Annotated in this window: 15 protein-coding genes; 7 read left to right on the top strand and 8 right to left on the bottom strand. The window is 73.1% G+C overall.

What is annotated here, in order from left to right:
* Nucleotides 1-841: AfsR/SARP family transcriptional regulator (locus IE317_RS43375; RefSeq protein ID WP_191317181.1), on the bottom strand; the 841-nt coding region annotated here is incomplete at its 3' end.
* A 105-nt stretch (nucleotides 842-946) separates the two neighbouring features.
* Nucleotides 947-1,651, bottom strand: coding sequence for a DJ-1/PfpI family protein (locus IE317_RS43370; protein ID WP_191317180.1), 705 nt, complete (start codon nucleotides 1,649-1,651; stop codon nucleotides 947-949).
* Nucleotides 1,652-1,749: 98 nt separating this feature from the next.
* Between IE317_RS43370 and IE317_RS43365 the strand changes: the two genes are divergently transcribed.
* Both IE317_RS43365 and IE317_RS43360 read left to right on the top strand, forming a co-directional pair.
* Nucleotides 1,750-2,727, top strand: coding sequence for a GlxA family transcriptional regulator (locus tag IE317_RS43365; protein WP_191317179.1), 978 nt, complete (start codon nucleotides 1,750-1,752; stop codon nucleotides 2,725-2,727).
* 203 nt (nucleotides 2,728-2,930) lie between these two features.
* On the top strand, nucleotides 2,931-4,757 hold the full coding sequence (locus tag IE317_RS43360; protein WP_191317178.1) for a YibE/F family protein: 1,827 nt from the start codon (nucleotides 2,931-2,933) through the stop codon (nucleotides 4,755-4,757).
* Here IE317_RS43360 and IE317_RS43355 read toward each other — a convergent pair.
* Nucleotides 4,729-5,358, bottom strand: a complete 630-nt coding sequence (locus IE317_RS43355; RefSeq protein WP_191317177.1) for a hypothetical protein — start codon at nucleotides 5,356-5,358, stop codon at nucleotides 4,729-4,731. The genes IE317_RS43360 and IE317_RS43355 overlap by 29 nt on opposite strands.
* Nucleotides 5,359-5,360: 2 nt before the next feature.
* A complete protein-coding gene (locus tag IE317_RS43350) occupies nucleotides 5,361-5,927 on the bottom strand; it encodes an MBL fold metallo-hydrolase (protein WP_191317176.1) in 567 nt (188 codons plus the stop codon).
* Between the two features lie 148 nt (nucleotides 5,928-6,075).
* On the opposite strand from IE317_RS43350, the gene IE317_RS43345 reads away from it, so the two are divergent.
* The 4 genes from IE317_RS43345 (at nucleotide 6,076) to IE317_RS43330 (ending at nucleotide 9,303) form a co-directional block, all read left to right on the top strand.
* Complete coding sequence (locus tag IE317_RS43345; protein ID WP_191317175.1) at nucleotides 6,076-6,948, top strand: peptidylprolyl isomerase; 873 nt, start codon at nucleotides 6,076-6,078, stop codon at nucleotides 6,946-6,948.
* Nucleotides 6,948-7,727, top strand: a complete 780-nt coding sequence (locus IE317_RS43340) for an aminotransferase class IV family protein (RefSeq protein ID WP_191317174.1) — start codon at nucleotides 6,948-6,950, stop codon at nucleotides 7,725-7,727. Before IE317_RS43345 ends, IE317_RS43340 begins: the two co-directional genes overlap by 1 nt.
* Nucleotides 7,728-7,801: 74 nt before the next feature.
* Nucleotides 7,802-8,629, top strand: a complete 828-nt coding sequence (locus tag IE317_RS43335) for a LysM peptidoglycan-binding domain-containing protein (RefSeq protein WP_191317173.1) — start codon at nucleotides 7,802-7,804, stop codon at nucleotides 8,627-8,629.
* Between the two features lie 95 nt (nucleotides 8,630-8,724).
* Complete coding sequence (locus IE317_RS43330; protein WP_191317172.1) at nucleotides 8,725-9,303, top strand: hypothetical protein; 579 nt, start codon at nucleotides 8,725-8,727, stop codon at nucleotides 9,301-9,303.
* On the opposite strand, the gene IE317_RS43325 is transcribed toward IE317_RS43330, so the two are convergent.
* The gene (locus IE317_RS43325) at nucleotides 9,290-10,069 is read right to left on the bottom strand and encodes an enoyl-CoA hydratase/isomerase family protein (protein WP_191317171.1); all 780 of its coding nucleotides are present in this window, start codon (nucleotides 10,067-10,069) and stop codon (nucleotides 9,290-9,292) included. The two genes, IE317_RS43330 and IE317_RS43325, sit on opposite strands and share 14 nt — an antisense overlap.
* A 72-nt stretch (nucleotides 10,070-10,141) precedes the next feature.
* Here IE317_RS43325 and IE317_RS43320 point away from each other — a divergent pair, with 72 nt between their 5' ends.
* Nucleotides 10,142-10,975, top strand: a complete 834-nt coding sequence (locus IE317_RS43320) for an alpha/beta fold hydrolase (RefSeq protein ID WP_191317170.1) — start codon at nucleotides 10,142-10,144, stop codon at nucleotides 10,973-10,975.
* Here the strand turns inward: IE317_RS43320 and IE317_RS43315 are convergent.
* The 3 genes from IE317_RS43315 to IE317_RS43305 form a co-directional block, all read right to left on the bottom strand.
* Nucleotides 10,972-11,313: a hypothetical protein gene (locus tag IE317_RS43315; protein WP_191317169.1), complete on the bottom strand. Its 342-nt coding sequence runs from the start codon at nucleotides 11,311-11,313 to the stop codon at nucleotides 10,972-10,974. The two genes, IE317_RS43320 and IE317_RS43315, sit on opposite strands and share 4 nt — an antisense overlap.
* The gene (locus tag IE317_RS43310) at nucleotides 11,313-12,977 is read right to left on the bottom strand and encodes a hypothetical protein (RefSeq protein ID WP_191317168.1); all 1,665 of its coding nucleotides are present in this window, start codon (nucleotides 12,975-12,977) and stop codon (nucleotides 11,313-11,315) included. The genes IE317_RS43315 and IE317_RS43310 overlap by 1 nt, the downstream gene beginning before the upstream one ends.
* Nucleotides 12,978-13,109: 132 nt before the next feature.
* The coding region (locus IE317_RS43305) for a helix-turn-helix transcriptional regulator (RefSeq protein WP_191317167.1) at nucleotides 13,110-13,555 on the bottom strand (446 nt) is incomplete at its 5' end.

Here is a 13,555-nt window from a genome sequence, read left to right as displayed (position 1 = left end):
CGATCTCCACCGGGGCCGGGCCCCGCAGCGCGCGGACGACGTCGGCGAGCCCGGCCGCGCGGCCGGTGAAGTCGGGCACCGCGGGCGGGAGCTGGGCGGGCGGTCCCGGCGTCGTCCACTCGGTGCCGGCGATCCGGCGGTACACGGCGACGAGGTCGGCGCCCGGCCACACGCCGGCCTCGTCCCACAGCGCCCGCCGGGTCCGGCGGAGCACCTCGAGGGCCGATTCGCGGCGGCCGACGGCGCCGAGGGCCGCGGCGAGCCGGGCGGCGAACCGCTCGTCGGCGGGCCGCGCCGCGACCACCGGGGCGAGCCGCTCGACGACGGACCCGCCGTCGCCGTCGGCGAGTTCCAGCTCGACCAGCTGCAGGAGCGCGGCCGAGCGGCGGTCCTCCAGCCACAGCTTGTGTGCCTCCAGCAGCGGCCCGCCGGCGACGTCGGCGAACGCGTCGCCACGCCAGCACGCCAGGGCCCGTTCGAGCGTGCGGCGGCGTTGCGCCCGGTCGTCGGCGCCCGAGGCGAGCAGCGCCAGGAAGTCGTCCGCGTCCAGCTCCCCCGGCTCGACGCAGAGGGCGTAGCCGCGCGGTCCGGACCGGAGCCGCTGCCCGGCTTCGGCGGCGCCGAGCCCGGGTGAGAGCGTCTTGCGCAGCTTCGACACGGTGACCTGCACGATCGCCGCCGCGCTCGAGGGCGCGCCGTCCGGCCACAGTTCGTCGACCAGGGTGTCGCGGCCGACGAACCGGCCGGCGCGGGTGAGGAGGACGGCGAGCAGCCGCCGCGGCTGGGCCGCCGACGGCAGTGGGACCGACGCCGTCATCGGCCCGAGGACCTGGAACCGCACGGCCACCACACCCCACCCGCGAGATCACCTGATCGAGCGAGGTGAATCTAACGGTTCGGCGCCTCGGCGGAATCCGGCTCACCCGGATGGCCGACGACGTTCGCCTCAGGCGTGCGCGAGCAGTTTCGCCAGCAGTTCCGGGTTCTCCTTCAGCCCTTCGCGCAGCGTGTGTTCCCGCAGCGGCGTCAGGTCGCCGTACGGCTGGTTCGCCCAGTCCAGCGCGCCCTGCGGCGGCTCGGGGTCGTACTCGATGGCGAACTGGATGTTGGTGGCGACCTGGCGTCCGGCCAGCCGCTCCGCCAGGTGCAGGGCCAGGTCGATGCCCGCCGAGACCCCCGCGGCGGTGATCACCGGGCCGTCCTCGACCCACCGGTGGGCGACCGGGGTCGCGCCGAGCCCGGTCAGCAGGTCGCGGAACATCCAGTGCGTGGTCGCCCGCCTGCCATCGAGCAGCCCGGCCGCGCCGAGGACGAGGGAACCGGTGCACACCGACGTCACCAGCTCGGCGCTTCCGGCAGCTCGGCGCAGCCATTCGAGGAGGCGTTCGTCGGCCATCGCACGCAGGGTCGGGACGGTCCCGCCGGGCACCAGCACGGCGAAGGGGGACGGCACCTCGTCGAACGTATGGCTCGGGGCGATCCGGAGCGGGGTGTCGGTGCCGATGGCGTCCTCGGTGGCGCCGACGACGACGGTCCGGTACTGCGGGTCCAGCTGTTCCAGCGCGCTCAGCACCTGGAGCGGGCCGACGAGGTCCAGCGGCGTCAGGCCGGGGTAGACGACGAAGGCGATGGTCTTGCGGTCATCGGTCATGCCGTTCACGGTGGCGTTCGTGCGGGTGGCGGGCGGCTCGGATGTCCGAATTCCTGCGAACCACGTCCGAGCGCCGGTCCGGCTGCTAGCGTTCGATCATGCCAGGCTCACCCAGACGGGTCACGATCGTCGGTTACGCCGACGCCGAGCTGCTGGACATCGCCTGCCCCGCCGACGTGTTCGACGCCGCGAACCGGCTCGGCGCGCGGCCGCCGTACGAGCTGCAGCTGGCGTCGGTCGACGGCCGCGGCATCACCACCGGCTCCGGACTGACCCTGCAGCCGCACCTGCGGCTCGACCAGGTCGCCGGCGACCTCGACACGCTGGTCGTCGCGGGCGGCTGGGGCAGCACGGCCGCGGCGGCCGACGAGCGCGTCCTGGCCCACGTCCGGCGGCTCGCCCGCACCAGCCGCCGGGTCGCGTCGGTGTGCACGGGCGCGGAGGTGCTCGCGGCGGCGGGGTTGCTCAACGGCCGCCGCGCGACGACGCACTGGCGGTACGCCGCGCGCCTGGCCCGGGAGTACCCGTCGGTGACGGTGGACCCGGTGCCGCTGTACGTCCGCCACGGCAACGTCTACACGGCGGCGGGCGTGACGAGCGGCCTGGACCTGACCCTGTCGCTGGTGGAGGCCGACCACGGCCCGTCGCTGGCCCGCGAGGCGGCCCGGATGCTCGTCACGTACCTGCAGCGGCCCGGGAACCAGGCGCAGGTGAGCCTGTTCCTGGCCGGGCCGCCGCCGGAGCACCGCGAAGTCCGCGACCTCACGGCGTACATCGCCGAGCACCTCGACGCCGACCTCGGCACCCCGGCCCTGGCCGCCCGCGCGGGGATCAGCGCCCGCCAGCTGACCCGCCTGTTCGACGCCCACCTGGGCACCACCCCGGGCCGCTACGTCCGCACGATCCGCACGGAGCACGCGGCCCGCCTGCTGTCCGGAACGGACCTCCCGCTGGGCACGATCGCCCGCCGCTGCGGCTTCGGCTCGACGGAGACGCTGCGCCAGGCCTTCCTCGACCACTTCGACACCCCGCCGTCCGCCTACCGCCGGGTCCACCTCCGCCAGTCCCCCGCCTGATGCCCCGCCAATCACGCGAGATGCCCCTCGAATCACGCGAGATACGCGCTCGATCACGCGAGATGCGCCTCTGATCACGGGGCTTTCGCCGTGCCGGACCGGACGACACGCGTGATCGGCGGGACGACACGGCGCATCGGGACGAACCGGGCCGTCGGCGGCCCCTCGCGCCGGGTGCGGAATCCCGCTGTCAGGATGTGCGGGTGGACCGCCCCGACCTCGACGACGACGCCACCGGCCCGATTCGCCGGATCACGGACGAGGTGTCCCCTTCCCCGGCCCGCGGCGCGTCCGGAACGCCGGGAACGCCCCGGAAACCCGCCCGCCGCACGCCGCCCGAGGACACCCGCCGGGCGGTTGATCCCGCCCGCCGCCGGACCGACGCGGGTCCGCACCGGGCCGCCCACACCGGATCCCTGCCGGTCCCGGCCGAGAACGGGCGCGCCGAGACGCGGCGCCGCCGTGGGGACACCGGACCACAGCCGGTTTCCGCCGACAGCGACCGCGCAGCGACCCGCCGGGGCGAGACCGCGCCGCAACCGGTCCCCAGTAGCGACCAGCCCGCTGCCCCGCGCCGCCGGGGGGACACCGGGCCACAGCCGGTCCCAGGTAGCGACCAACCCGCTGCCCCGCGCCGCCGAGGCGACACCGGACCACAACGAACCACCGAAGCCGACACACCCGCACCACGCACGCGCCGCGGTGACACCGGGCCGCAGCGAGCCGCCGAGGCCGGTTCCCGCCGCGCCCGCAAAGCGCCCGAAGTCCCCGAAGCACCGGCCGGGCACGGGCACGGCCACGGCCATGGGCACGGCCCCGCCGCCCCCGCCTCCCGGCGGGTCAAGCTGCTCCTGATCTGGCTGCTCGCCCCGCTGGCCCTCGCCACCGTCGTCGGCATGGTCATCCTCTACCCCTGGGGCAAGGCCTCCCCCACCAGCGTCGTCCCGCAGGGCACCCCGGTGCACGCCGACATCCGCTCCACCGCCACCGGTCCCTGCCTCGCCCAGGGCCAGGTCCAGGTCGGCGACCAGACGGACCCGAACGCGAAACCGTGCCTGACCGTCGAGCTCACCATGACCGACGGCCCGGCCGAAGGGAAGCCGCTGCGGCTGACCGTCCCCATCGAGCCCAGCACCCCGCGCTTCGCCGCCGGGGACGCCGTCGTCCTCGCCTACAACAACGGCAACCCCGGCGATCCCGCCAGTTTCCAGCTGGTCGACTTCCAGCGCGGCACGCCGCTGCTCGTGCTGGCCGCCCTCTTCGCCGTCGCCGTGCTCGTGCTCGGCCGGTGGCAGGGCGTCGCCGCGCTCGTCGCGCTCGGGCTCTCCTTCGTCGTCATCGCGCTGTTCATCCTCCCGGCCATCCTCGCCGGGGAAAATCCCCTGGTCGTGGCCATCGCCGGGGCCGGCGCGATCATGTTCATCGCGCTCTACCTGACCCACGGCCTCTCCGCGCGAACCTCCGCCGCGGTGCTCGGCACGCTCGTCAGCCTCGCGCTCATCGGCGTGCTGTCCGCGATCTTCTCCGCCGCCGCCTCGCTCACCGGGCTCGACGACAGCACGTCGACCCTGATCGGGTCGCTCGGCCACGGCATCGACGCGCGCGGGCTGCTGCTCGCCGGTGTCGTGATCGGGGCCCTCGGCGTGCTCGACGACGTCACCGTCACCCAGACCAGCGCCGTCTGGGAACTGCGCCGCGCCAACCCGGACCTGACCTGGCGCGAGCTCTACAACTCCGGCCTGCGGATCGGCCGCGACCACGTCGGCTCCGCGGTCAACACGCTCGTGATGGCCTACGCCGGGGCCGCGCTGCCGGTGCTGCTGTACTCGTCGATCTCCGGCGTCGGGCTCGGTGCGCTGCTCGGCAGCGAGGACATCGCGCAGGAGATCATCCGGACCCTCGCCGGCAGCGTCGGCATCGTCGCGGCCGTCCCGGTGACCACCGTCCTGGCCGCGCTGATCGCGTCCCGCGAGCCCGCGGGCCACCTCGTCACGGAAAAACTCAGTCCAGCGTGGCCACGAACCGGCTGACGGCTTCCATCGTGAAGCGCTGCACGTACTTGCCCGACGGCGCCACCGACGCCAGCCGGTAGAGCGGGCGCTCCGCCACGCCGGAGCCGCGGGCCTCCGCCTTCAGCTCGGCGACCAGCAGCTCGCCGAACACGAGCCCGTTCGCCTCGGTGTTGTTCATCAGCGCGTTCGCGAGCTTCCGCAGCGGCATGATGCCCAGCTCGCGACCGCCGGTTCCGGAGAACACCGCGAGGTCCACCTTCGCCACCTTGCCGCGCTGGCCGGCGTTGACCAGCAGGCTCACCGTGCGGCTGCCCCGGACGTCGCCGACGACGAGGTCGAGCCGGGTCGCGGTCGTCAAGTCGACTCGGCGCAGCCCCCAGGTGCGCACGAGCAGCGTCGAACCCTCCAGCCAGACGCGGCGGCGGATGCTGACCGCCATCACGTACAGCAGCGGCAGGGCGATCACCAGCGCGACGACCAGGCCGGTCACCGTGCCGCCGATCAGCCCGGCGATGCCGCCGAAGGCCGCGGCGACGATCACCACGCCGATCAGGCCCGAGATCCCGCGGCGACGGCGGCCGCGCGGGTCCTCCTCGAACAGTGCGATGCGCTCGGTCACCGTCACACCCCCGTCCCGGCGAGGAACGGGTTGCCCGCGCGTTCCCGGCCGATCGTCGTCGCCGGGCCGTGGCCCGGCAGCACCACCGTGTCGTCCGGGAACGCCGTCAGCAGGTCCCGCAGCGCCACCGTCACGTCGCCGCGGCCGACCGACCCGGCGAACAGCGTGTCGCCGGTCAAGGCCAGCCGGCCGCCCTCGGGCGTCTCCAGGGCCAGCACCACCGATCCCGGCGTGTGGCCCGGCACGGGCCGGACGTCGACGTCCAGGCCGGCGAACACGCCGGACTCCAACGGCACGCTGTCGCCCTCGTACAGCGGCGCGTCGGCCGGGTGCAGGTGCAGCGGGACGCCGTGTTCGGCCGACAGCGCGGCCGCCGAGGCGACGTGGTCGGGGTGCCCGTGGGTGGCCAGCAGGGCCGCCGGGACCAGCCCGTGCTCGGCGAGCGCGGCGGCCAGCGGCGCGGCCACCTCCTGCCCCGGGTCCACGACCACGCACGGCCCGCCGGCGGCCGCCGCCAGCAGGTAGCAGTTGGCCTGCAGCGGGCCGCTGCCGAACCCGACGACGAGCACCGAACGCCTCCCCGGACTTCCGCGCCGGATGGCGCCGATCACGATCGGGTTGAGACTAGCGGGCCCTGTACATGGTCCTCACAGGCTGTGCCCATACACTGCCGCTACCTCAAACGTGTGAGACGAGCGGAAACCTGGAGGGTACGGGGTGGCGACCAACCAGCAGCGCCGCGAAGCTGCGAAGCGCAAGCTCGAGCGGCAGCTCGAGCGCCGATTGGAGCAGCAGAAGCGACGCCGGATGATCGGGGCTGGTGTGGTCGGCGTGGCCGTCCTCGTCGTCGCCGGTGTCGTGGTGTGGATCGTGAGCGCGAACAGCGGCGACAGCACGGACACCGCGGCGTCGTCCTCGGCCGCCCCGCCGCCGACCGAGATCCAGATCCCGACGCAGCGCACCGCGCTGCCGAAGCGGGCGACGCCGCTGCCCAATCCGACGACGTGCGACTTCAAGGCCGACGCGACGGGCAAGGCGCCGAAGAAGGTGAACCCGCCGGACGGCAAGAACGTCCCGTCGACCGGCACGGTGAACGTGACGCTCAAGAGCACCGCGGGCGACATCCCGCTGACCCTCGACCGCGCGCTCGCCCCCTGCGCGGTGCAGAGCTTCGTCAGCCTGGCCAAGCAGAACTTCTACGACGGCACCATGTGCCACCGGCTCGGCACCGAGGGCCTGCAGATGCTGCAGTGCGGTGACCCGGCGGCCACCGGCGACCCGACCCAGGACGGTCAGGGCGGTCCGGGCTACACGATGCCGGACGAGGCGTTCCCGGAGATCAAGTACGGCCGCGGCATCCTGGCGATGGCGAAGACGCAGGCCCCGAACTCCGGCGGCAGCCAGTTCTTCATGGTCTACGGCAACGCCGACGGCCTCCCCGCGGATTACTCGGTGTTCGGCAGCATCAGCGACGAGGGCCTCAAGGTGCTCGACGCGGTCGCGAAGGCCGGCATCGCGAACCCGAACCCGCAGGACGGCACCGGAGCGCCGACCAAGCAGGTGAAGTTCACGGGCGTCACCGTCTCGTAGTGTCGCCCCGCTTCGAGCTGAACGGGGATCCGCTCGGCCCGGACGCCGCACTCGCGGGAATGGTCTCCTACGGCCACTTCACCGCGATGCAGGTCCGGGACGGGCGGGTCCGCGGGCTCGCGTTCCACCTCGAGCGGCTCGCCCGGAGCACCCGGCTGCTGTTCGGCACCGAGCTGGACGTCGAGCGCGTGCGGTCCTACGTCCGGCAGGCGATCGACGGCGATGCCGCGCTCTCGGTCCGGGTCGTGGTGCTCACGCGCTCGTTCGACGAGCCGATGACCCCGGAAATCCTGGTCCGGACCGGCCCGCCACACGATCCCGATCCGGCGCCGCTGCGCCTGCGGACCGTGCGCTACCAGCGCGATCTCCCGCAGGTGAAGCACCTCGGCACGTTCGGCCTGATCCACGAAGCCCGGCAGGCCCGCTTGGCGGGCTTCGACGACGCGCTGTTCGTCGACCACGAAGGCCGGATCAGCGAAGCGTCGATCTGGAACGTGGCCTTCCTCGACGGCGACACGGTCGTGTGGCCGGAAGCCGCGGTGCTGCCCGGGATCACCATGCTGCTGCAGCAGGAAGCCTTGCACCGGCTCGGCGTTGCCCAGGAAACGCGTGAAGTCCGGCCGGCCGACCTGCGCGGCTTCGACGCGATGGTCCTGACGAACTCCGAGACGCCGGGGCTCGCGGTCGCGTCCGTCGACGACCTCGTGCTGCCGGCGGCCGATCGCGCGGTGCGGCTCTTCGGCGCGGCGTACGAGACCGTGCCGTGGGACAAGATCTGAACCGCGTCCGCACCCGCCCCGTATAGAGGGCAACACCGTCAGACCCGCCGGGTCGCCGGGGAGAGGTGCCGACGATGGTCGAAAACCGGGTTCCCGCGGTCCGCCGCGTCCTCGGGCGGGCCGGTCAGGCCGGCTGCGCCGGCGTCCTCTTCGCCGTGCTCGCCGGCGGTCCCGCGCTCGCGCAGGCCGATCCGCCGCCACCGGTCAAGTACTTCATCGTGCCGCACGCGGACAACCCCGACGACATCACGCTGTTCAAGATCGCCGAACGCGCACTCGGCGACGGGCACCGCTTCCCCGAGATCTTCCGGCTCAACCAGGGCCGGCCCCGGCCGGACGGCACGCCGTTCACCGATCCCGCGGCGATCGAGCCCGGGCAGGTGCTCCAGCTGCCCGAAGACGCCGCCCCGCAGCCGGGCGTGGAGTTCGGCCCGCTGCCGGCGACGCCACCCGTCACCCCGGCGGCGCAGTCCCCTCGCGCGGCACCGCCCGTTCCGGCTGCCGAGACGTCCGGGGTCGGCGTCGGGCTGGCTTCGGCCGTCAGCGGCACCGGCGGCCTGCTGACCGGCCTGCTCGCCGGGCTCTGGTGGCGGCGCCGCCCACAGCTGCTTCCCCCGGCTCCGTTCGAACCACCCGCGGAGGCGGAAGAGGACTTCGGCTCCGGTTCGGTCAGCGGCACCCTGCCGCTCCCGATCGTCGTTCCGGAGCCGCGTCCCGACGTCGTGTTCCGCCCGGAGCCGAAGACCACCGAACTCGCGATCATCGTGCTCGACACGGCCGAAACGCAGGTGATCGCCGCCGTCCGGCCCGGCTCGCGGTTCCACTTCCGGATCGGCCCGGAGCCGGACTTCGCGGACTCCTCCACCGTGCTGGTGGTCGACGGCGACGGCGACCGGCCGTGACCCCGGGGCGTACCGTCCGGGTCACTCTGCGCTGAACGGATCAACCGGCGCCGGAACACTGGCCATCGAGCCGCCGGGCCCGCGATAGTCGTCTCATGACCTGGGATCCGTTCGGCACCCTCGGAAAGGCGCTGTGGATCGGCGGCGCTCCGTGGACCGGGAAGTCCACCGTCGCGCGGCTGCTGGCCGAGCGGCACGGCCTGACGACCTACCACCACGACGACCGGGTCCGGCCCGGCAACCCCCTGCCCGACGACCTGCCGGCCGGCGACCAGCTGACCGCGATGATGGCCGAGTTCGGGAACCGCTTCCGCTGCGCTGTCGACGACCTGCGCGCGCTGACCTCGCCCCGGCCGATCGTCGCCGAGGGCCGGGGGCTGCGGCCGGAGCTCGTCGCTCCGCTCGTGGACTCCCCCGGCCGCATGGTGGTGCTGGTGCCGACCGAGCTGTTCCGCCAGCACCAGCTGAGGCACCGGCCGCTCGGACCCGCGATCCCGCAGCAGCGCACCCGGCTGACGCGCGATCGGATGCTCGCCGCGCACGCCGTCCGGGCGGCGCGGGATCTCGGCATCCGGGTGATCGAGATCGACGGCAAGCTCGACCCCGACGGCGTCACCGACGTCGTCGCCGAGCACTTCCACGCCTACCTGGACTTCGAAGTCAGCGGAAGGTGAACCGCGGCGGGCGCCGCTCGAGGAACGCGGCGACGCCCTCGGCGTAGTCCTCGCCGTGCAGGGCTTCCGAGCGGATCTCCTCGACCTCGGCGTCCGGGGCCTCCTGGCCGGCGACGATCTTTTCGATGATCCGGTTCATCCCGCGGATCGACGCCTGCGAGCGCGAGCACAGCGTTTCGGCGAAAGCCAGCGTCGAGGCTTCGAGGTCGCCGGCCGGGAAGACGTCGTTGAGCAGGCCGATTTCCCGGGCGCGCGCGGCGGTGATCAGCTCACCGGACAGCAGGAAGAACTTGGCGTGCGCGGGGCCGACGAGCGAGACGAGCTGGCGCGTCGAGTCGAAGTGGTAGACGATCCCGAGCTTCGCCGGGGTGATGCCGAACCGCGCGCCCTCGGCGGCGAACCGGAAGTCGCAGGCGACCGAGACCTGGCAGCCGCCGCCGATGCAGTTGCCCTGGATCATCGCGACCGACGGCTTGCGCATCGCGGTGAGGGCGGCGACCGCGCCTTCGACGGCCTTGTCGTAGCTCGCCGCGCCTTCCGCCGTGGTGCGCAGCTCCCCGAACTCGCTGATGTCGGCGCCGGCGGAGAAGTGCTGGCCGGCTCCGGCGATCACCAGGGCCTTGAGCGCGGGGTCGGCCTCCACCTCGGCGACGACGTCCGGGATCGCTGCCCACATGCCGTAGGTGATGGCGTTCATCTTCTCCGGCCGGGTCAGGGTCAGGCGGGCGATTTCGCCTTCGCGCGTCAGGTCGAATCCGTCGGTCATGCCTCGCACGATAACGCTCGCCCTCAGCGAAACCGGCGGTGTGTGACGCGGTCGGGTGGCTAGGTTGGGGCCATGGCGGCGATCGAGGTGGGCGGGACGGCGTTCGGCTACGACGAAGCGGGAGAGGGGCCCGCCGTCGTGCTGCTGCACGCCGCACTGGGCGACCGCCGGATGTGGGACGCGCAGTTCACCGCGCTCGCCGCCACCCACCGGGTGATCCGCTACGACCGCCGCGGGTTCGGGGAAACCCGCGGCGAGACCGGCGAACACGCGCACTACGAGGACCTGCTGGCCCTGCTCGATGCCCGGGGGATCGAGCAGGCCGCGCTGGTCGGGGCGTCGATGGGCGGGGCGTGCGCGCTGGACGCCGCCCTCGCCGCGCCGGAGCGGATCACCCGGCTGGTGCTGCTCGGTTCGGGCCTGACCGGGCAGCCCTGGCCGGACCACATGCTGGCGGACATCGCGGACCTGACCGCGGCGCTGTTTCCCGACGGCCGCCTGGCCCGCTACCAGGCCCGGGAACGCGAAGTCGACCCGGCGGACGTCCGGGCGATGGCGGAGGCCAACATCCGGTACCTGGTGGCCGGTCCGGACCGGGACATCTCGGTCCTGCCGCCGGAAATGGTGGCTCGGGTCCGGGAAATGTGCGAGCAGGTGTACCGGCACGACTGGACTGCTCCACAGTGGACGGAACGGATCCCGGACACCCGGCACCGGCTCGCCGAGATCACCACGCCGGCCCTGGTGGTGATCGGGACGTCGGACGCGCGGGGACTGGTGGAGCTGTCGGCGCACCTGGCGGAATCGTTGCCCCAGGCGGAATTCGTCGAGCTGGCCGACACCGGCCACCTGCCGTCGATGGAACGGCCGGAGGAGGTCAGCGCCCTGTTGCGGAAGTTCCTCTAGCCGAAGATCTTCTGCACCTGGTCGGAGATCTTGGCGACCAGCTCGGAGAACTGCACCACCCCGCCGAGCAGTCCCTTGACCTTCTCCCAGCGGCTGCGCACCACCGCCGGCTCGGCGGAGTCGCCCGCGCGCAGGTCGGCCGCCAGGTCGGTGAGCGTGTCCTCCAGCACCTCCTGCTTCGCGAGGTCCTGGCCACGCACCTCGGTCGTCAGCCGGTCGACCAGCTGGAGCAACGACGAGACCGCCGTTTCGGCGCCACCGGCTTCGATCCCCGTCTGGGTGATCCGGCCGGAGTTGTCGCCGCCGATGCTGACCTTGTTGGTGATGCGGTGTCCCATCAGGCCTCCGTCCTGGTCCGCCTGCCGGGCCCGGCCGGCGGGCGTGGGCGCGGGCGCGCGCCGCGCAGCCCGGTCTGGGTGATCGGGCCGCTGTTGTCGCCGGCGATGGTGATGTCGTTGTTGATCACGACCGCCGCCTGCTCCTCGAACTTCGCCGTCGAGAACCCGGCGTCGTCCAGGAGCTTGCCGATCGCCGGGAGCAGCCGGCTTTCGAGGATCTTTTCGTACCGCTCGATGTCGACGAGCTGGAAGTAGTCGGTGAACAGGTTGACCGACCCGAGTTCGCGGAGGGTCTGCGCGACGCCGTAGCGGTCGGGGTCCAGGACGCCGGGCTCGCGCTTCGGCTGCCGGATCCACGACGCGAGGTTCAGGAGCCGGCCCGGCAGGCTCGCCGGCATCTCCAGCCAGGCCAGCAGGCCCTGGCCGAGCGGGCGCAGCGAGTCCGGGCGCATCTTGTCCACCACGCGGTACTCGGCCCGGATCGGCGGCAGCATGAACGGCGTCCACTCGACGTACAGCGTCGTGTCGTCCACGGCGACGTGCAGGAACGTCGTGAGGACCAGCTCGCGGTCCCAGGTCTCCACCTGGAACGACAGGTAGTAGCGCGCCCATTCCTTCGGTTCGGTGCGGAGCCGGGCGACGGCGGCCGGGCTCAGCCGGGTGTGCGGTGGGTAGGCGACGTCCGGCAGGTAGGTCGCGGCGTCCGGTTCCCCCAGGTGGTCGACGAGCGCGGCGGCCGGGGTGAAGACCGCTTCGGTCACGGTCAGCGCGCCGAGCCGGTTGTCGGGCGTGAGCGCGTTCGCGTGGCGCAGGTTCGCGATCGCCTCGCGGATGCCGTCGTACAGCGCCTCGGTGGTCAGCTGCGGCCGTCCTTCGCCGTCTTCGACCCGCTCCAGGGGGATCGCCATGGACCAGGCGTCACGCCGGAACCCGGCGCCCACGAACGGGTTGTACCCGCGGTAGACCACCAACGGTGCCCCCGGCGGCTCGGCCGGCTCCTCGCCACCCCGGTAGCGGGCCAGCTGCCCGCGGAAGTCTTCGGTGAACAGCCCGATGAGGCTGCCGCCGCCGTCGGCGGGCCGGCCGAACCGCCGGAACCGCGCCGTCACCAGGTTCCACAGCGACCAGCGCTCGATGGTCACCACCACGCACACGACTACCGCGAGCACGATGCCGATGACGGCCCGCGCGGTCTCGCCACCGGACGAGTCGTCGTATTCGACGTCGGCGTAGTAGCGCGAAGAGGAGTACCGGCTCCCGGAGTCGAACAGCTCGTCCGAATAGGACAGCAGCAGCCAGGCGATGACGATCGCGGCGGCGAGCAGGATCATCGCCTTCGGGTTGACCGGCTTCTCCCGCGCGGACGCCTTCCGGCCCAGCCGCACGCCGGCGAGCACCAGCGACACCACGATCCAGGCGTAGAGCAACGGGTTGTCCCACGTCAGCGCGATGACGACGGCCATGAGCGCGACCAGCAGCCCGTCGTAGTTCTTGCGGCGCGCCCGGGCCCGCACCGCCTCCGTGAGCACGACACCCGCGTCGAGCCCGTTCGACGGCGGGACCGGCCGGGTGGGCTCGACGAGGAACTCGGTGATCGCCCGTTTGCCGTAGGCGGGGTCGAGGTAGGACGCCGCGCACAGGTAGCGCGTGGTGTCGTCGGCCATTCGCCCCCCTTTGTCCGGCTGACTCCCCGGCAAGTTGCGGACCGTATCATGCGGCCGAGAGCCGCGGGGCGGTAATTCCGGCAGTGATACCGGGCCGTTTTGCGACAGTTTCCCGGCGCCGCGCCGGAATCGTCAGGACATCAGCTTCGCGGTCAATTCCCCACGGCTGCGGACATCCACCTTGCCGAACACCGACTTGAGGTGGTCCTGCACCGTGTGCGCCGAGATCCCCAGCCGCGCGGCGATGTCCGTTGTGGACAGTCCGGCCAGCACCTCGCGGCAGACGTCGCGTTCCCGCGCGGTCAGGCCGTACGCGGCCAGCAGCACCCCGATGAGTTCGGCGCCCGACGCGCGGTCGACCGTCACCACCGTCTCGCCGTCGTCGTCCCCGGCCACCAGCCGCGCGGCGTGCAGCACGATCCACCCGCCGCGGGCATCGCGGACGCGGGCGCGGAAGGTCCCCGTGGCCGCCGCGCGGGCGCCGGTCACCACCGCGCGCACCAGGACGGCGAACCGGCCCGGGGCGATCTCGTCGAGTTCGGCGCGCCACGCCGCGGCCGCGGCGGTGGCCGTCCAGA

The sequence above is a fragment of the Amycolatopsis bullii genome (assembly GCF_014654205.1).
In the GTDB taxonomy this organism is placed as follows: Bacteria; Actinomycetota; Actinomycetes; order Mycobacteriales; family Pseudonocardiaceae; genus Amycolatopsis; species Amycolatopsis plumensis.
Note: the sequence above shows the minus strand (reverse complement) of the source record. Positions and strands in the feature narration are given on the sequence as shown.